Origin of the sequence: Chryseobacterium indoltheticum, assembly GCF_003815915.1 — a bacterium.
Taxonomy (GTDB): Bacteria; Bacteroidota; Bacteroidia; order Flavobacteriales; family Weeksellaceae; genus Chryseobacterium; species Chryseobacterium indoltheticum.
Map to the genome: position 1 here is coordinate 3,711,751 of NZ_CP033929.1, position 19,040 is coordinate 3,730,790.

Here is a 19,040-nt window from a genome sequence, read left to right on the forward strand (position 1 = left end):
TAATAAATGATTATAATTAAAAGTTTGTAAATTTAAATAATGGCTAATTATTATGATAAACGAGGATTTAAATAAAATACTAATTCAATATGAGGAAAAATCTCACTTGTATTCTTCCTTTAGTTTCAAAGTCGAAAAAATTTTAAGGAAATTATGTAAAAATTATTCAATCCATCAAATCATAAGCCGGATAAAAACCAAAGAAAGCCTTGCTCAAAAAGTCATTAAAAAGAATAAATATGAAAAGCTGGAGGATATTACAGATATTTTGGCATTGCGAATTATTACTTATTTTGAAGACGATATTTCAAAAATAGAGGAAATCCTAAATAAAGAATTTAAAATCGATTGGGAAAACTCAATTGATAAAAGAAATATTGAGATTGATAAATTCGGGTACAGAAGCGTTCATTATATTTTACAACTAAATGATCATAAAGCACAAACAGCAGGATATGAGGAGTATAAAGATATTAAATTTGAAATTCAGATAAGGAGTATACTTCAACATTCGTGGGCAGAGATAGAACATGATCTGGGCTATAAATCTTTTACTCAGATTCCTCAAAAAGCAAAGCGAACATTCTACAGAGTAGCCGCATTACTTGAACAAGCGGATATTGAATTTACGAAGCTAAAAAAAGAAATTCAGGACTTTGAAAATACGGTCAGTAAAAATTTAAAAAGCAAAGAGAAATCCATAGAAATTAATGAATCTACGATTATTGCGTTCGTGAAAAAGAATCAGCTTTTACGTGAAATTGAAAATGAGATCAAGAAAGCTCTAAAGCTTACCGAAAATCCTAAGTTTGATTCTACCTATATTTCATCAAACAATTTCTCGTCACAGCTTAAAGATTTACAGATATTTGATTTAACCCAACTGGAAGAAAATCTGGTCAAGCACAAGGAAGAAATTACTGCAAGACAAGTAGACTATTTAAAATCTTTAAATGAAAATGTGACTAATAGTAAAATAAAGATTTCCTTGATACAAGGTGCGCCGATACTTTGGTTAATTAATTATTTGGAAAGCAAAACATAAAGTTTATCAACAAAAAACTCCCGAAGAAAACCTTCGGGAGTTTTTTTATTATGTATAAAATGTTCTAAGGATACGGAGCAATCTCCACTTCAAGACCTTCCATCTCCATCGCCATGTGTAGCTGGCAACCCAATCTGCTGTTTTCTTTCACATGGAAAGCTTCACCAAGCATTGCATCTTCTTCATCGCCCATTGGCTCTAGTCCGGGATCGCTTATCACATAAACCTGACATGAAGCACACATCGCCATACCGCCACAAACTCCGATGGTACCTTCTTCTGCCAATTCATACGAACGGATAATTTCCATCAAATTCATCGACATATCCGTTGGAGCAACCACTTCGTGAGTAACACCTTCTCTATCGGTGATTTTTATATTTATATCGCTCATTATTATAAATGTTGTTAGTTGATGGTTGTTGGTTGTTGGTTTTCAGAAATGCATTAACTAACAACCATCAACCAAAACCTAAAAACCAAATTAATCTATTTTCTTTACAACTGCTTTCTCAGCTTCCTTACGGCTTCCGTCAAAACCATCTACTCCACTTACTGTCGTATATTTTAAAACGAATTTTTTACCAGGATTTAATCTGTTATAAACACTCTGACACATCAAAGTAGCTTCGTGGAAACCACAAAGAATCAGCTTTAATTTCCCCGGATATGTATTGATATCACCAATTGCATAAATTCCGCTGATATTAGTCTGATAGTCTAAAGCATTGTTTACCACAATTGCATTTTTCTCAATATTCAATCCCCAATTTCCAATTTCACCCAATTTTGGAGTCAAACCGAATAATGGAATGAAATAATCTGTTTCTATATCATAAGGATCTTGCCCGTCAACTGCTACAGTAATCGCTTCTACTTTTCCGTCACCTTTAATCGCAGTAACTTCAGCAGGAGTAATCAATTTAATTTTACCCTGATTTTTCAGTTCCTGAACTTTCTCTACAGAATCCAGAGCGCCACGGAATTCATTTCTTCTGTGAATCAAAGTCACTTCACTTGCCACATTAGATAAGAAAACACTCCAGTCTAAAGCAGAATCTCCACCTCCGGCGATAACCACTTTTTTATTTCTGAAATGCTCAGGCTCTTTTACAAAATATTCCAAGCCTTTTTCTTCGTAGTCTGCAATGTTCTCCATCGTAGGCTTTCTCGGCTCGAAAGTTCCCAAACCTCCTGCAATTGCAATAGCCTTACATCTGTGAACGGTGCCTTTATTAGTAATTACTTCAAACCACTCGTCATCTACTTTTGTGTAAGAAACAGCGGTTTCTCCCAAAGTGAATCCCGGCTGAAACTGTTTGATCTGTTCAATTAAATTATCGACCAACTCACCTGCATTTACAGACGGATAACCCGGAATATCAAAAATCGGCTTTTTAGGATATAATTCTGCTAACTGACCTCCCGGTTGAGGAAGTGCGTCGATGATGTGACATTTCATTTTAAGCAAACCAGCCTCAAACACAGCAAATAGTCCCGTTGGTCCTGCTCCGATAATCAATATATCTGTAGTGATCATAATATGATGATAATTTAATAATTTGTAGCTGCAAATTTACTAATTTTAATGCGAAGCATATTTAATTATGCTCAAATAAAAAACTGAGATTTATCAAAAAGACGCAATAAGCTGATAATGAAAAAATTGGCAGTGTTTTTGCAAAATTTAAATTATGAAGAAGTTACTTACCATTACAGCAATATTTGCTTTCTTTTTGGGCTATTCACAACTTAACAATGTGGCAGACGGCGAATCGATCACCTTAAGAATACACTATGGGTTTTTAAACGCCGGATCGGCCAATCTCACGACCAAAAAAGTTAATTATAAAGGCGCCCCACACTTATACGTAAAAGGAACCGGGCAAACAACAGGTGCTGTAAAAGCTTTTTTTAAAGTTGAAGATTTATATGAAAGCTATATCAATATCGCTACAGAATTGCCTAGTTTTTATGTAAGAAATGTGAAAGAAGGTAGCTACAGACAACACTTGCAAACTGTTTTTAACCACGACAGTCACACATTGGTTTTAACTGATAAAAAAACGCCTGCCAATGGTTCAAAAACCATAAAATCTGTAAAAGGTGTGCAAGATATGCTCTCATGTTTTTACTATCTCAGAAGCAAAACTCCTGCTGAACTAAAAGTAGGAACTATTATTAATATGAATGTGTGGATTGATGACGAAATGTTTCCTTTCCAGCTTAAAGTGACCGGAACTGAAAATTTAAAGACAAAATACGGAACCATCAGTGCTTTAAAGATCATTCCTTCGGTAAAGAGCGGAAGAGTTTTTAAAGAAAAAGAAGGTGTTACAATGTGGGTAAGTAATGATTACAACCATATTCCGTTGCTGCTAAAAGCTGAATTGGCAGTTGGTTCTTTAAAGGCAAGTATTGATGATTATAAAAATGTGAAATTTCCGTTGAAGTTTACAAAATAGAAAAAGTCTCCGGAACTTTTCCGGAGACTTATCAACCTAAATTAACAAACTTGTAGAATACTATTCAAAGTATTTATGAAAAACTCCACCCTTTCACTTATTATAAAGTTTTAACTTTATAAGTAACCTAAGGGGCATTTATTATTTGAATAAATTATTTAAAATTGATTTAAGGCACCTGTTACAGAGCCTTTCAGCTCTGTAAAGATGACACTTAGGTTAATCAATTGTGTTTTTATAAGTTGTAATGAACTCGGCATACTTTTTTTCTCATCATTCGTGTTTTCAACCAATTTCAAAATTTTAAATTTATTTTAATAAATATTTTTAAAATCTCAACTTATTTAGATAACAAATAAAAAACGTTCTAAAGAACTTTTTCGTTCGTTTCTATAATGTAAAAATAGGAAGATATGACAGTAATTACACTATAGACATTGTAGATGTATTTCGATCCACATGTAGATATTTATCTACAAAAAACTATTGAGTAAATCTTTATTTTACTGAAAGCAGATTGTAAATTCTGATTTTTAATACATAATGTTGAAAACTAAAAATTGGAGCTCTGCTAAATAAACAAAAAGCCTCCGAAAAACTCCGAAGACCTTACATCCTAAATTTACATATTTTTGAAATCATTTTCTAGGACTATTATAAAAAAACTTTATCGTTTCCATTATCACAATTTTTTTTTAACTCTGCAATAAACATTTAGAAGATTATATTTCTCTTAAAATCAATCTGTATTTTTAGTATAAAAAAAATTAATTTTAATGTTTAGTCGCTAATTATTTTTCATCCTTCACCCTTTTAAACTAAGTTTAAAACTTAATTAATTATTATTTAAATAATCTGAAAATTCTGAGTTTATTTTGGATTAGCGACTTAAAAATTCTTCCATTCATCTTTATAATGTAAAAATAAGAAAATATTGAGTTTTATTCAGCCAATTTATTGTAGATGTATTTCGATGTTCTTATAGATATTTATCGACAACATAATTAAGTTGCATTCACATCTCTTACGTCGAGCTCTGCAAAAAAACAACTATTTAAATGCAAAAACCTCCGAAAAAATCCGAAGGTTCCATAACCTAAATTAACATGCTTTTTGAAATCATTTTCTAGGATTATTATAAAACTTTCTTTTCCGGTATATAGGACAAAGCCTTTCAGTTCCGTGATTATATTTACTGTTTTATTATTTCTTTTTGATTAAAGGCATCTTTCGTAGAGCTTTTCAGCTGTAATGATGACAATTATTTATTTAGTATTTTCAAAACCTGAACTTATTTTAGATTTACAAATTAAAAATCATTCCTAAAGAGATAATTTTTCCCGTATTTCTATAGTGTAAAAATAGGGAGATACAGGGGAATCTCCACAATATGTATTGTAGATGTATTATGACATGATTGTCGATATTTATCTATAAAATTAATAGTAAAAGGATAAAAACTAATGTTGATTTTTGATCAGTTCAGCCAAATCAACAATGTTCTCGATATGTAGTTTATCAAAAATCCTTTTTTTAATCGTGCTTATCGTGTTTTGTTTTACGTTCAGATTATTTGCAATTTCGAGATTACCATATCCTTTTGCGTACATTTCCGCGATTTCCAGCTCCCTTTCCGTAAGCTTTTGCAAAGGATTAATGATGCTTCGGTTGTGTAAAGAATCAATCAGTAAATTCTGTGTAATTGAGGAAATATATTTTCCGGTTTCATGAATTTTAAGAATTGCTTCTTTTATCTCTTTTTCTTCACTCATTTTACTGAGGAAGCCGTTTGCTCCGGCATTAATATATTTTATAGACTGTATATTTTCATCAACTCCGGAAAAAACCAGAATTTTAATTTCTGGTTTCAGCGCTTTGATTTCAGCAATTATATTTAAGCTGTTTCCGTCCGGGAAAATAGCGTCTATTACTACAATTTCTATTTGCTGCACCCCTACCGTTTCTAAAACTTTCTTTAGAGTGGATGCGTGAAAAATTTCGCCTTCAAAACCAATTTCTTCGATAAGAAATTCTATACCTTGCCTTATGAGACTATGATCATCGGCAAGTAAAAAATTAATGGTTTTAGTTTCTAAATTATTCATTTATTGATATTCAAATTAATAGTAAAACGTACTGTTGTACCGACATTTTGTTCGCTGTCTACCGAGATATTTCCAGAATACAATTCTACAATCTCCTTACATAAGCTTAAACCTAAACCTGCGCCCAAATTTTCAACCCCTTCAGATAAAACTCCCTGATAATAAGGCTCGAATATTTTTTCGAGATCAGATTTAGAAATACCAACCCCTGTGTCACTTATTGTAGTCATCAGAGAAACATAGCTTTCATCAACAGATTCAGCTTTGGTTACGACCTTAATCTCTCCGTTCTCAGTAAATTTATTTGCATTGGCAAGTATATTCATAAAGATCTGATTAATCTTCGTATTATCAGAATACACTTCAATTTCCGGATCAATATTTTCTTCAACAATAAATTTATTATTTCTTGTTTCAATGTATGGTTCTATTGAGTTTAAAATAGAGGTCACTTCGTTTTTAAGATTAAAAACTACAGGAACAAGATGGTTTTCTACATGTTGATTTTTGGTATATTCTAAAATCTGATTTGCCTGCATCAATAAAGTTTTGTTGGTAAAACTAATTGACTTTAAATATTCTTTAATACTATCGTCATTGGTTTTTTTATCAATCTTTCTGATAAAAATGCCGATAATCTTCAGAGGCGAGCGCAATTCGTGGCTCAGCATTCCTAGAATTCTGTTTTTAAAATTAAGGTTTTCTTTAATTTGCTTATTGGCTGCTTTCAGCTGATTCTCGTATACAAATGCAATTCTTGTCAGATACATAATTAATATGGAAACGATAAACATCAAAGCCATTGCCCCCAAAATCAGATTTGTTCTAATCTTATTATTTTCAGAATTTAGGAGAGCATATTGCTTTTCAAGATCAGCTTTAGAATCTTTAATCGCAAAATCATAGATATTCATTACGCCATTACTATACACCAGAAGATTATTAAAAATGGTATAAAACTTATTGGCGTCATTTTGTTTTCCAGCAACCTGCACCTGCATTTTTTTTATTTCACCAGAATAGTGATTTTGAACAAGGCTCATAATACTGTCCATATCTGCTTTTATGGCAGCGGCTTCAGGTATTTTACCTTTATTTACAGTAATGATCGTACTTTCTTTACGCACTCTTTGCTTTCCTGTGATGGCGTCTCCCAAACGACCAAAAAGTCCTTTTTTCTTAATAGTATCTGTAATCGTTTTTGTTTCTACTTGAAAATCATATTTATCCAGATTGTAATTGCCATCATATTTTTTAATAGAAGGTATAGAAGTTGGAGCCCTAAAATTTGATTTTGTAGAATACTGATAAGTAGAATCAATCAACGTCTTTAGGTTTTTACTTCCTAGAGAATCATTTTTTTTAAATTTTAATATATTTTTTAGCCTCGGATATTTAGACTCATATCGATTGATGTTATCTAAATTTTTACCAAGTTTATCTAAGGACACAAAATAGGAATTCAAATATTTTTCGTCAGCCTTAGTTAAATATTGCTGAAGAAAATCCTGAGCATTCAAAAGCTCTTTTCGAGAATCATCTGTTAAGTTTTCCAGAGAAAGCACTTCCTTCAGTTGATTTTCTATAAATGCTAAATTTTTTCTATTGATAAATTCGTTATAAAAAAAAGCTGCAATAATAAGCTGTATTAATAGAATACAAAAGATAAGAGAGTAGTGAACAATTTTTCTGAATCTAAAATTCAATGATTTTGGACGGTCTTCTTTTGATTTCATATACATGTATTTAAAGCTTTTTACAATCATTCCAGATTAAAAGTCTGATTCACAGGCTGTAAAAAACATTCTGGCACACTATCACTTATTTAGATTAAAATATTTATTGAAACAACTATATTTTATTCTCTAAATTTCATCAAAAGACTGTATGTTTTTTTAAAAAACTTCGTCTTTAAGTGATTTTATAAAGTTAATAAAAAATCCTGCGAAAATTCACAGGATTTAAATTTATTTAATATTTTAAATTATAATGTTTTAAACTGTTCTAAAGTTCTGATATCGTTTTCAAAAAACATTCTAATGTCGCTCATTTGATAAAGAAGCATTACAATTCTTTCAATTCCCATTCCGAATGCATAACCTGAATATTTCTCAGAGTCGATATTTACATTGTTCAAAACAGCTGGATCTACCATTCCGCAGCCCATAATTTCCAACCAACCTGTTCCTTTTGTAATTCTATAGTCGGTTTCAGAATTTAATCCCCAATACACATCAATCTCTGCACTTGGCTCAGTAAAAGGGAAATATGAAGGTCTCATTCTGATTTTAGATTTACCAAAAAGCTCAGTTGTAAAAAACTGAATCGTTTGCTTTAAATCTGCAAAACTTACTTTTTCATCAATATATAAACCTTCGATCTGATGGAAAATACAATGCGAACGCGAAGAAACAGCTTCATTTCTGAAAACCCTTCCCGGAGACAAAATTCTGATAGGCGGTTCGTTTTCTTCCATATAACGAATTTGTACCGAAGAAGTATGCGTTCTCAATAAAATATCAGGATTCTGCTCGATAAAGAAAGTATCTTGCATATCTCTTGCCGGGTGGTATTCCGGAAGATTAAGCGCAGTAAAATTGTGCCAGTCATCTTCAATTTCCGGCCCGTCTGCAACGGCAAAACCAATGGATTTAAAGATCTCAATAATTCTGTTTTTTACTAAATTAATGGGATGTCTCGATCCCAAATCTAAAGGAAAAGCAGGTTTTGTAAGATCTTCTTTTTCCAGGATAATAGAAGAAGCAGAAGCATTTTTTAGATCTTCCAGCTTTACATTTACCGCTTGCTTCAGAGTATTGATTTTCTGTCCGAACTCTTTCTTCTGGTCGTTTGGAACTTCTTTAAATTTTTCAAAAAAATCATTCAGAACTCCTTTTTTCCCATTATACTTGATTCGGAAGTTTTCTATTTCCTCTTTACTTGTCGTATTGAAGCCATTGACCTCAACAAGCAATTCTTCTATCTTTTCAATCATTGTTTTACCCTTTCAAAAAAATGTATTTGCAAAAATACGATTTTCAGTTTAAAAAACCTTTTCAATTTATCATAAAAAAATCTGTCTCGTGAGAAACAGATTATATATTTTTTATTAAAGTTGATTTCATTTAATCTAAAACTGTTGCAGCAACACTTATCAAAATTGTTAAAACATTAATTCCAAAAACGAGATTATACTCTTTCTTTTTTCTAAATACATTGATCAAACTGAAGAAAAATGCAAAAATCACAAACATCATAGATGAAATGGTAAACATTTCTGCAAAAATCTGAATAATCTGATTGCTATAAGAAATATAATAAAGAACCTGAAGACTTAATAAAAAGATCAGACAAGCGATACTGATTATTAAAATTGCCTTACCCATCTTTGTTACTTAACTTATTTTTTTTCTAAAGCCTTTACCTTAATCTGCAGCGTTACTTCATTTTTAATTACCCCATTTGCAGCAGGAGATTGAAATTTCACTCCAAATTCTTCTCTCATAATATCTTTAGGTTCAGTTGCAATACTCACTTCTCCCCCGTTTACAGCAACATTCGCCTTAAACTGAACAGGTTTTGTAATACCTTTCACCGTTAAATTCCCGTCTAATACGGTATTATAATCACCTTCTGCGGAAGGGCTTACTTTTGTAATTTCATAAGATGCTGTCGGAAATTTTTCAACTTCAAAAAAGTCAGCACTTTTCAAATGACCATTAAGTTTTTTTAATTTTTCCGCATCATTTTTTAAATCTTCAGAACTTAGAGACGCCATATCAGCCACAAATTTTCCGCTTTCGAGCTTCCCGTCTTTTATCGTTACATCACCGCTTTCAAATTTGATGGTTCCGAAATGACTCGTATTTTCAGATTTAAAAACTTTATACCCTTTCCATTCTACATTACTGTTTAAAGTATCCAAAACAAATCGGCTTCCGTCTTTCGTTGTTGTAACCTCATTGGTATCACTTGTTACCGGTTTTTCTTTAGAACAAGAAACAACAGTTAATAAAGCCGGAATAGCGAGAGAAAATAATATTCTTTTCATTTTGATATAATTTATGCATGGCTAAATTACTAAAAATATGCCAGTCTTCCTCAAAAACCCTTATTTTTGCAGTATGCTATTAGAGATAAACAATCTATATTTTTCTCATTCTCAGGAAAAACCGCTTTTTCAAAACTTTAATCTGAAACTGGATGAAGGTAAAATCATCGCATTGGCAGGTGAAAGCGGTTGTGGAAAATCTACGTTACTAAGTCTTATCTACGGGTTACACGACTGGAATCAGGGGGAAATTGTTTTTGAAGGCAGAAAACTGATGGGTCCTAAAGGAAATCTCGTTCCGGGTGAAGCTGAAATGAAGTTTGTAGCACAAAACTTTGATTTGATGCCTTATGCAACGGTTGCAGATAACGTGGGTAAATTTATTTCCAATATCAATTTAGCCAAGAAAAAAGAGAAAGTTTTAGAACTTTTGGATGTTGTTGGTTTGGTTGAATTTGCGAATGTTTTACCAAAAAATTTAAGTGGCGGGCAACAGCAAAGAGTCGCCATTGCGAGAGCACTTTCTGTACTTCCAAAGTTACTTTTACTTGACGAACCGTTTAGTAATCTTGATTTTGCAAGAAAAATTGAGCTTCGCGAAAAACTGTTCAGGTATGTAAAAGAAAATAATATCTCTTTGATAATTTCTACTCACGAACTGCAGGATATTATTGCATGGACTGATCAAATTATCGTTCTACAAAACGGAAGACTTATTCAAAATAATAGCGCAGAAGAAACATATAAAGATCCTTACAATCCTTATGTAGCAAAGCTTTTTGGGGAAGTAAATATTTTCAGTGAGAATGAAATTTCATACTTACCGGTTTCCAGATTTTTTTATTATCCACATCAGATCAAAATATCTGAAAATGGTGTTGAAGCTGAAGTTTTGGAAAGCAGATTCGCAGGAAATCATTACTGGAATAAGATTAAATTTAAAAACAGGGAAATGGTGATATTTAGTAATCAGCTGCTTGAAAATTCAGTTCAGATTACTTTCGAATAATATCTTTAAGTGTTATATTAAGAAAACATTAAACCACTTAATGTTAGTATGTGGATAATTTTCAATGATTTAGCCAACCGTTTCTGTAATATTTCTATATATTTGTAAGACAACAACATAAGGAAATTTTTGGTTAATTCTCTTTCTGCCTTCCAGACCTACATTAGCATTAATGCAATAAAGTCTTTGAAAGATTACCCTGTCCAACTCTTTCCTTTTTTTATTGATTTTTGGCAATTAGTTTAAAGACAATTCTAATTACCAAAAACCAACATTTCTTATATATTAAGCTTTCTTTACAAATTCAGATTTCAAAGCCATTGCGCCAAAACCATCAATTTTACAATCAATATTATGATCGCTGTTTGGTCTTAAGCGGATATTTTTCACTTTAGTTCCTGATTTTACAGGTTTCGGAGCACCTTTTACCGGAAGATCTTTCATTACAATTACCGAATCTCCATTTTGGAGCTCATTTCCATTGATGTCTAAAATCTTATCTTCATTTCCCACTTCCTTAGGATCCCATTCGTGGAAACACTGTGAACAGACCATTAAGTTATCTTGTTCATACGTAAATTCAGAACTACATTTCGGGCAAATAACTGCGTCACTCATTTTATTAATTTTTGCAAAGGTAGGTTTTTGAGTTAGAAGTTAGAAGTTAGAAGTTAGAAGTTAGAAGTTAGAAGTTAGAAGTTAGGCAAAAGTAAACAACCTCTTTTTTAAAAATTAATTATAACACAAAAATCACAATTTATAAGTCATCACTACAAATCATTAACTTTAAACATAAATTCGTATTTTTGCAAGTTCAAACAGCTTACAGCAATTTATGGAATTAATTCACAGAAACCTGGCAATCGGTATTCACGATGCTTTACAGGAAACATTTTTCGAAAAAAACAAATATGCCGATAAAGTAATCGAAAGACTTTTGAAAGCGAACAGAAAATGGGGAAGCCAGGATAGAGCCGTTGTTTCTGAGATTTTCTATAATATTATCCGTTGGAAAAAACGCCTTGAATATTACATGGGTGAAAGTGTGAAACCCACCAACATCTATAAATTGATTATTGCTTATCTGCTTTGGAGCAAGACCAATTACAAAAGATTTGAAGAATTTGAAGGAATCAAGATTGCCGACATTACTACAAAACTTAGAAAAGGAACCGTTCCTACCAAAGCAATTGAACATTCTATCCCGGAATGGCTTGTTGAAACTCTAGAAAGAGAATTGGGCGATAAGTGGGAAAAGGAAATGTTTGCTTTAAATGAAAAAGCACCGACCGTTTTAAGAGCGAATTCTCTGAGAACTACTCCAAAAGAGCTTATTTCTGATCTTGCAGATGAAGATGTGGTTGCTTATCCTATTAAAAATTATCCTGATGCGGTACAGCTTGAGGAAAAGAAAAATGTATTTCTTACCACGGCTTTCAAAGAAGGTTTGTTTGAGGTACAGGATGCTTCTTCACAAAAAATCGGTTATTTTCTGGATGTAAAAGAAGGCCAAAGAGTAGTTGATGCTTGCGCAGGTGCCGGTGGAAAAACCCTTCACTTAGCAGCTTTGATGGGAAACAAAGGACAAATTATCGCTCTTGATATTTTCGAATGGAAGTTGGCCGAATTGAAGCGTCGTGCAAAAAGAGCCGGAGCTCACAATATTGAAACGAGAATGATTTCTGATACGAAAGTAATCAAACGTCTTCACGATAAAGTAGACCGACTTTTGATTGATGCGCCATGTTCTGGTTTGGGAGTTTTAAAAAGAAATCCCGACAGTAAATGGAAAATCGATCAGGATTTTATCGATCGAATTAAGAAAGAGCAACAGCAAATCATGCAGGATTACTCTAAAATGCTGAAAGTTGGTGGTAAAATGGTGTATGCAACATGCTCTATTCTGCCTTCTGAAAACAATTTGCAAGTAGATGAATTTATCAAAAACAATCCTAATTATAAAATGATCAAAGATCAGAGAGTAATGCCAAGTGAAGGTTACGATGGTTTTTACATGGCTTTGATTGAGAGACTTTCTTAAAAAATTCACACAATAAACTATATTAAACTACTCTATTTTTTGGAGTAGTTTTTTTATTAAACTCAAGCCTAATTTTCAAGGATTTTCTCAGAGTTTTTATTATCTAAATCAAACATTATCTTTGTAAAAACCATCAATACATTATGTTTAAAACAATTTTAGTAAGTTTTTCTATTTTCTTATCTGTTTTAAGTTTTTCCCAGACCTACGAAATCCAATATGAAAGTTCGTACAACGGAAAAGTTCAGCCCAATCAAAATTCAGTTCTTGTTTGGGTTAATGAAAATGAAAACTTTATTTTAAATACAAAAATTAAAGAACAGAAAAGTGATTATCCGTTTGAAATCAGCAAGATTGAAAAACCTTCGAATACGATTGTTTCGTATGCTTTTTTAAAACCGAATGAAGCTATTTCTACTTCAGACAAAGAATCAATTGCTAAACAAGAATTTGAGTTGACTGCACAAACTAAAAAGATTTTAGGCTACAATTGTAAAAAAGCAGTTACAAAAATCAATTCAAACACGATTGAAGTTTGGTATACGAATGATTTAAAAATCAAAGGCGGACCATCAAGTTTGGGACAGAATTTAGGATTGGTATTACAAATTGAAAGAAACGGTAATTCAGCAACAACTGCTGTTTCGCTGAAGAAAATTAAAATAACTGGAATTGATAAGATTATTAGCAAGACTATTCCTACGACAGATCTTTTGAGCTATAAAGATTTACTTTGGAAAAGCAGATTTACGACATTAAAAGTTTTCGAAAATGAAATAATTAATTTCTCAGACCAATCAAAATCAGATGAAAAAGTAAAAAGATTTGCCAATGGAACTATTATTTTAAAGAAGATAAAATTTCCTAAAATTGCTAAAGGCGATAATATTTTTGTCGAATTGAAGCAACAATCCAACGGCGATGCTTACGACAGAACAGGAACCGTTTTTTTTATTCCTGAAGAAAAGTCACAAACATTTTTTGATGGATTAGAAAAAGGTGCAAAAACACTTCCCGTATACGAAAATGGCAATGGAAAACAATATTACGGAGTCGTTTCTAACCAAAATTATCAGCCGGCAGTTGAATTGATGCGATTTTTCACCTCTTTCGGCATCAATAAATTCAATCATATTGAATTAAAAGACAAAACTTGGCAAACTATAAGTCCGTTTCGTCAGGATATTACAGAATTAAAGCCTTCCCTTTCTGAAAAAGAGCTCTGGATCGGGACTTTCATTGGAAACTATGACAAAGGCGGTCACAAAGTGAGTTTAGATATTACAATTCACAACAGCGAACAGATTGTTAACAAAAATAATAAAGTTATTCCGCTTTTCAACACAACCAATATTATGGAAATGGCCGGTCAGGATTATGCAACGATGTTTAACAACGACAAAGGACTTTTTGTGGAATTTAATTTAGAAAAAGATCTTAAAAATGCACAGTTAAGATACATTACCACCGGACATGGAGGCTGGGAAAACGGCGACGAGTTTATTCCTAAAGCCAATTCAATTTATCTGGACGGAAAAATAGCATTTTCATTTACACCGTGGAGAACAGAATGCGGTTCTTACCGATTATTCAATCCGGCTTCGGGAAATTTTGCTGACGGACTTTCATCTTCAGATCTAAGCAGATCCAACTGGTGTCCCGGAACGGTAACTAATCCAGTTTTCATTTCTTTAGGAGATTTAAAAGCAGGAAAACATACTATTCAGGTGAAAATCCCTCAAGGAGAGCCGGAAGGAACAAGCTTCAGCGCATGGAATATTTCGGGTGTTTTACTTGGTAATGAGTAAAAACAAAACCTCCTTGCAATATTATTACAAGGAGGTAAAAACACAAATGATGAAAAAAAATTATTTCGAGCAACAAAGGTGAGAAAAATATTTGAATTAGCTATAACAAATCTGAAAAAAAATTTAATTATTGTCTCTTAATGAACCACAAAAAATATATTGTGAAAAAAATTCAGATTATCTGTAAATTTCAACGGTGTTGATTGAATTATTTAACTAAAAACTCCTTTAAAGTTAAAAATTTAAACCAAATGAAATTTTTAGTTGTAATTTTTAAATCATATATCTAGTTTTGTTTCAAATAAATAATATATGTGCGGAATCGTTTGCCTATTTGACGCAAAACAGTCAACCGAAATATTAAGACCTCAAGTCTTGGAAATGTCTAAGAAAATCCGTCATCGCGGTCCGGATTGGAGTGGAGTTTTTCAAAGTGAAAAAGTTGTTTTTTCTCATGAAAGATTAGCTATCGTAGATCCGGCTTCAGGAAAACAGCCTTTGTTTTCAAAAGATGGAAAAATTGTACTTGCCGTAAATGGTGAAATTTACAATCACAGAGAACTAAAAGAAGAATTTCCCGATTATGAATTTCAAACTCAGTCTGATTGCGAAGTTATTCTTGCTCTTTACCAGAAATACGGAAAAGATTTTATTGAAAAATTAAACGGCATCTTTGCTTTTGCATTATACGATATTGAAAACAATATTTATCTGATTGCGAGAGATCACATGGGAATTTGTCCGCTTTATCAAGGTTGGGACAGAGAGGGAAACTATTATGTTGCCTCAGAACTGAAAGCCCTGGAAGGAATCTGCAAAAAAATTGAAACTTTTTTACCGGGACATTACTTATATAATATTGAAGGGCATGAGCTTCAGCAATGGTACAAAAGAGATTGGGAGAACTTTGATGCCGTAAAAGACAACGTTACAGATATTCAGGCAATCAGAAAAGGATTGGAAGATGCTGTTCACAGACAATTGATGAGTGATGTTCCTTACGGCGTTTTGCTTTCGGGAGGATTAGACTCTTCAATTATCTCTGCTGTTACCGCAAAATTTGCAAGACAGAGAATAGAAAGTGGCGACACCCAGGAAGCGTGGTATCCGAGGCTGCACAGTTTTGCCGTTGGATTGGTTGGTTCTCCCGATCTGGCCGCTGCAAAAAAAGCGGCGGAACATATCGGTTCTATTCATCATGAAGTTAACTTTACCGTTCAGGAAGGTCTTGACGCAATTCGGGATGTGATTTATCATTTGGAAACTTACGATGTAACAACAATCAGAGCTTCTACTCCGATGTATCTTTTGGCAAGAGTCATCAAATCAATGGGAATAAAAATGGTGCTTTCAGGTGAAGGTGCAGACGAATTGTTTGGTGGATATTTGTATTTCCATAAAGCTCCGAACGCTAAAGAATTCCATGATGAAACGGTAAGAAAACTTAATAAACTTCATTTATACGATTGTTTAAGAGCCAACAAAGCACTGATGAGTTGGGGAATTGAAGGAAGAGTTCCGTTTTTGGATAAAGAATTCATGGATATTGCGATGAATGTAAACCCCGAAGATAAAATGATTCGCAAAGAAGAAGGAAAAATTGAAAAATGGGTTTTACGTAAAGCTTTTGAAGATCTTCTACCAGATTCTATTGCGTGGAGACAAAAAGAACAGTTTTCCGATGGCGTTGGTTATTCGTGGATCGACACTTTAAAAGATATTGCTGAAAAATATGTTTCTGATGAAATGATGGCGAATGCAAAATTCAGATTTCCATTAAACACTCCGCAAAACAAAGAAGAATATCGATACCGAACAATTTTTGAAGAACATTTCCCAAGCGAAACTGCAGCTGCAACCGTTCCATCGGTTCCTTCTGTAGCATGCTCCACTCCTATCGCATTAGAATGGGACGAAGCATTCAAAAAGATGAACGACCCGAGTGGACGAGCTGTAAAAGTACATGAAACGTCTTACTAAAATAGACCAAATTTATCAATCCTGTATCCGTACAGGATTTTTCGTTCAATAAAATCAATAATATTTGTATAATTTAACTAAGTATTAAACTTATTATCTAATAAATAATTATATTTGGAAAATAAAAAATAATCTCTGTTGTAAAATGAAAAGAAACATTACTATTTTTTTTGCTTTACTGTGTACAAGCTTAGCTTTCGGACAAGGTAAATACGGAAAATTTCTCAATTCTAAAAAACTCGCTCTTTCTTATAAAAGTGTAAAACCAGTTGACAAAGATGATTACTATCAGCAATATTATTGGTTGGTAAAAGCTGAACAGCTTAAAACATTTCCTCACCTTGCAGATGTAAAACCTGTTGTACTCTACAATTTTGTAAAAAAAGTAAATCCTCAAAACCCAACAAAAAAATTGGATGACAGAGGAAAAGAACTTAGAAAAACAGCAGAATTATCTTTAGACCAATATTTCAAAAACAAAAACTTCCAGAACAATGAAGTTTTGCTTTACAATTTGGAAACGTATGTAGACCCTTCACAAGGTGAATATTTCACAAAAGTAGACGCTGAAAAAATCAAGCAATTGGTTCCTAAAGAATTTTTTGGATTTGCTTCTCTAAATAAAAAGACACAAGAAGAGACCAATTATTATCTTTGGGTTGACAAGAAAAATGATAAATTTAAAATCGTTGATATCATTCCTAACGAAAAAGATAATGCTAAATTTTATGCTTCTGTAAAGCAATATCTTCCGAAGTACAAGTTTGAAAGAAAATATATGCCTACTGTAAAAAAAGGGTCTAAAGCTGACAAAACAGATAAAGATTTCTTCTACATTATGCCTTTCGAGCAAAATAAAGATAACATCGAATACAAGACAGACGATTTTGAAACATTCATTCTAAGCCAGGTAAAAAGAGAAGGTGAAGCATGGATCGGAGTAGAAAAACCGAGAAAATAATAAGATTTAATCTTAAACAAAATACAGCCCCGAAAGCAATGCTTTTGGGGTTTTTATTTATAAAAGTAATCGAGAAATTTGATAAATAGTAAATAGAGTTTTTAAAAAGTTTTGAAAATCCGATCGAGTTGAAAAATGATTGCTTGTAATAAACAGATACAATTTTCAATCTAAATTTCTATCTTTGCAAAACAATGAAACAATTAAACAGCATTTTACGCTTACCGTTTTTCAGCAATTATTATTACCCGTTCTATCGTTCGGGCAGTATTTCTATACCTAAAATTCAATAAAATTTAAACTACAATATTGAAGAGCCCGAACAAATTGTTCGGGCTTTTTTATGCTTAAAACGTAACAAAATGATTAATATACTAAAAGAAAACGTAGAAATTATTCTACCTGAAAACGGTTTGGAACAGAAATTAAAACAAGCCAAAGAAGAAAACAGAAAACTCGTCATCAAACTTGGTTTTGACCCCACTGCGCCGGATTTACATTTGGGACACGCCGTTGTTTTGAAAAAACTAAAACAGTTTCAGGATTTGGGACATCAAATTATCATCATCGTCGGAAGTTTTACGGCAAGAATAGGTGATCCAACCGGGAAAAACAAAGCCCGAAAACCTTTGAGCGCTGAAGAAGTACAGCATAATGCAGAAACCTATATCAACCAGCTTTCAAAAGTAATTGATGTAGAAAAAACGAAAATTGTTTTTAATTCTGACTGGCTGGATTCTTTGAATTTTTCAGAAGTTATTCAGTTGATGTCAAAAGTTACGGTGGCTCAACTGATGCATAGAAATGATTTCAACAAAAGATTTACAGAAAATTCCCCGATTGCAATGCATGAATTGGTGTACCCAATTTTACAGGGATTTGATTCGGTAAAAATAGAATGTGATATTGAAATGGGCGGAACCGACCAGCTTTTCAACTGCACAATGGGAAGGCAACTGCAGGAAACTCATCAAATGTCACCACAGATTTTGATGTGTATGCCTTTATTAAAAGGACTTGATGGAAAAGAAAAAATGAGTAAATCTTTAAATAATATCATCGGCTTAACAGACGAACCCAATGAAATGTTTGGAAAAACAATGTCCATTCCTGATGCTTTAATTAATGAATTTATCGACTTGACAACTAACTTTTCTAATACTGAAAAACAGAATTTAAAATCTCGAATTACAGACGGTGAAAACCCAATGAACATCAAAAAAGTCATTGCTAAAAATATTATTTCTCAATACCATAATGAAGAATTTGCTGAGCTTGCAGAACAGTTTTTCATCAATCAGTTTCAGAATAAAAATTTTGAGGAGAAAGTATTTGAGCCAGTTTCTATTGAATCATTATTTCCAAACAAATCGAAAATAAGCTTGATTGAACTTTGTCATCAGTTGAAAAACAACGAAAGTAAATCTTTTATCAGAAGATTAATTGAAAGCGGCGGAATTCAAATTAACAATATGAAAATCAATGATCCAAATGCAGAAATTAAGCTTTTAAAAGAGACGAAAATAAAGATTGGGAAAAGAGATTTTTTTGAATTGATGTAAATCAAATGACAAT

Annotated in this window: 16 protein-coding genes; 8 read left to right on the plus strand and 8 right to left on the minus strand. The window is 32.5% G+C overall.

Going from position 1 to position 19,040, the window contains the following annotated elements:
- Window positions 1–52 precede the first annotated feature (52 nt).
- Entirely contained in the window at window positions 53–1,045 is a 993-nt protein-coding gene (locus tag EG358_RS17150; protein WP_076561078.1) for a GTP pyrophosphokinase, read from the plus strand.
- Between the two features lie 64 nt (window positions 1,046–1,109).
- Here the strand turns inward: EG358_RS17150 and EG358_RS17155 are convergent, their stop codons facing one another.
- Entirely contained in the window at window positions 1,110–1,439 is a 330-nt protein-coding gene (locus EG358_RS17155) for a 2Fe-2S iron-sulfur cluster-binding family protein (RefSeq protein ID WP_076561077.1), read from the minus strand.
- Window positions 1,440–1,529: 90 nt separating this feature from the next.
- Complete coding sequence (locus tag EG358_RS17160) at window positions 1,530–2,585, minus strand: NAD(P)/FAD-dependent oxidoreductase (RefSeq protein WP_076561076.1); 1,056 nt, start codon at window positions 2,583–2,585, stop codon at window positions 1,530–1,532.
- Window positions 2,586–2,739: 154 nt separating this feature from the next.
- On the opposite strand from EG358_RS17160, the gene EG358_RS17165 reads away from it, so the two are divergent.
- On the plus strand, window positions 2,740–3,510 hold the full coding sequence (locus EG358_RS17165) for a DUF3108 domain-containing protein (protein ID WP_076561075.1): 771 nt from the start codon (window positions 2,740–2,742) through the stop codon (window positions 3,508–3,510).
- Window positions 3,511–4,970: 1,460 nt separating this feature from the next.
- Here the strand turns inward: EG358_RS17165 and EG358_RS17170 are convergent.
- The 5 genes from EG358_RS17170 to EG358_RS17190 form a co-directional block, all read right to left on the minus strand.
- On the minus strand, window positions 4,971–5,615 hold the full coding sequence (locus tag EG358_RS17170; protein ID WP_076561074.1) for a response regulator: 645 nt from the start codon (window positions 5,613–5,615) through the stop codon (window positions 4,971–4,973).
- The gene (locus tag EG358_RS17175; RefSeq protein ID WP_076561158.1) at window positions 5,612–7,351 is read right to left on the minus strand and encodes a sensor histidine kinase; all 1,740 of its coding nucleotides are present in this window, start codon (window positions 7,349–7,351) and stop codon (window positions 5,612–5,614) included. Before EG358_RS17175 ends, EG358_RS17170 begins: the two co-directional genes overlap by 4 nt.
- Window positions 7,352–7,599: 248 nt before the next feature.
- Window positions 7,600–8,610 carry a phenylalanine--tRNA ligase subunit alpha gene (gene pheS / locus EG358_RS17180; RefSeq protein WP_076561073.1) on the minus strand — a complete coding sequence of 337 codons (1,011 nt, stop codon included), beginning with the start codon at window positions 8,608–8,610 and terminating at the stop codon, window positions 7,600–7,602.
- A 130-nt stretch (window positions 8,611–8,740) separates the two neighbouring features.
- On the minus strand, window positions 8,741–9,001 hold the full coding sequence (locus EG358_RS17185; protein WP_076561072.1) for a hypothetical protein: 261 nt from the start codon (window positions 8,999–9,001) through the stop codon (window positions 8,741–8,743).
- A gap of 14 nt (window positions 9,002–9,015) precedes the next feature.
- Complete coding sequence (locus EG358_RS17190) at window positions 9,016–9,666, minus strand: YceI family protein (protein WP_076561071.1); 651 nt, start codon at window positions 9,664–9,666, stop codon at window positions 9,016–9,018.
- 73 nt (window positions 9,667–9,739) lie between these two features.
- Here EG358_RS17190 and EG358_RS17195 point away from each other — a divergent pair, with 73 nt between their 5' ends.
- A complete protein-coding gene (locus EG358_RS17195) occupies window positions 9,740–10,675 on the plus strand; it encodes a sulfate/molybdate ABC transporter ATP-binding protein (protein ID WP_076561070.1) in 936 nt (311 codons plus the stop codon).
- Window positions 10,676–10,960: 285 nt separating this feature from the next.
- Here the strand turns inward: EG358_RS17195 and EG358_RS17200 are convergent, their stop codons facing one another.
- Complete coding sequence (locus EG358_RS17200) at window positions 10,961–11,293, minus strand: zinc ribbon domain-containing protein YjdM (protein ID WP_076561069.1); 333 nt, start codon at window positions 11,291–11,293, stop codon at window positions 10,961–10,963.
- Between the two features lie 217 nt (window positions 11,294–11,510).
- On the opposite strand from EG358_RS17200, the gene EG358_RS17205 reads away from it, so the two are divergent.
- The 5 genes from EG358_RS17205 to tyrS all read left to right on the plus strand — a co-directional run bounded on the left by EG358_RS17205 (window position 11,511) and on the right by tyrS (window position 19,027).
- Window positions 11,511–12,716: an RsmB/NOP family class I SAM-dependent RNA methyltransferase gene (locus tag EG358_RS17205; protein ID WP_076561068.1), complete on the plus strand. Its 1,206-nt coding sequence runs from the start codon at window positions 11,511–11,513 to the stop codon at window positions 12,714–12,716.
- Window positions 12,717–12,859: 143 nt separating this feature from the next.
- Window positions 12,860–14,524 carry a GLPGLI family protein gene (locus EG358_RS17210; RefSeq protein WP_076561067.1) on the plus strand — a complete coding sequence of 555 codons (1,665 nt, stop codon included), beginning with the start codon at window positions 12,860–12,862 and terminating at the stop codon, window positions 14,522–14,524.
- A gap of 312 nt (window positions 14,525–14,836) precedes the next feature.
- Window positions 14,837–16,504: an asparagine synthase B gene (asnB, locus tag EG358_RS17215; RefSeq protein ID WP_076561066.1), complete on the plus strand. Its 1,668-nt coding sequence runs from the start codon at window positions 14,837–14,839 to the stop codon at window positions 16,502–16,504.
- Window positions 16,505–16,649: 145 nt separating this feature from the next.
- Window positions 16,650–17,465 (plus strand): hypothetical protein, encoded by an 816-nt coding sequence (locus EG358_RS17220; protein WP_076561065.1) that lies wholly within the window; start codon window positions 16,650–16,652, stop codon window positions 17,463–17,465.
- 362 nt (window positions 17,466–17,827) lie between these two features.
- On the plus strand, window positions 17,828–19,027 hold the full coding sequence (tyrS, locus tag EG358_RS17225) for a tyrosine--tRNA ligase (protein ID WP_076561064.1): 1,200 nt from the start codon (window positions 17,828–17,830) through the stop codon (window positions 19,025–19,027).
- The last annotated feature ends 13 nt before the right edge of the window (window positions 19,028–19,040 follow it).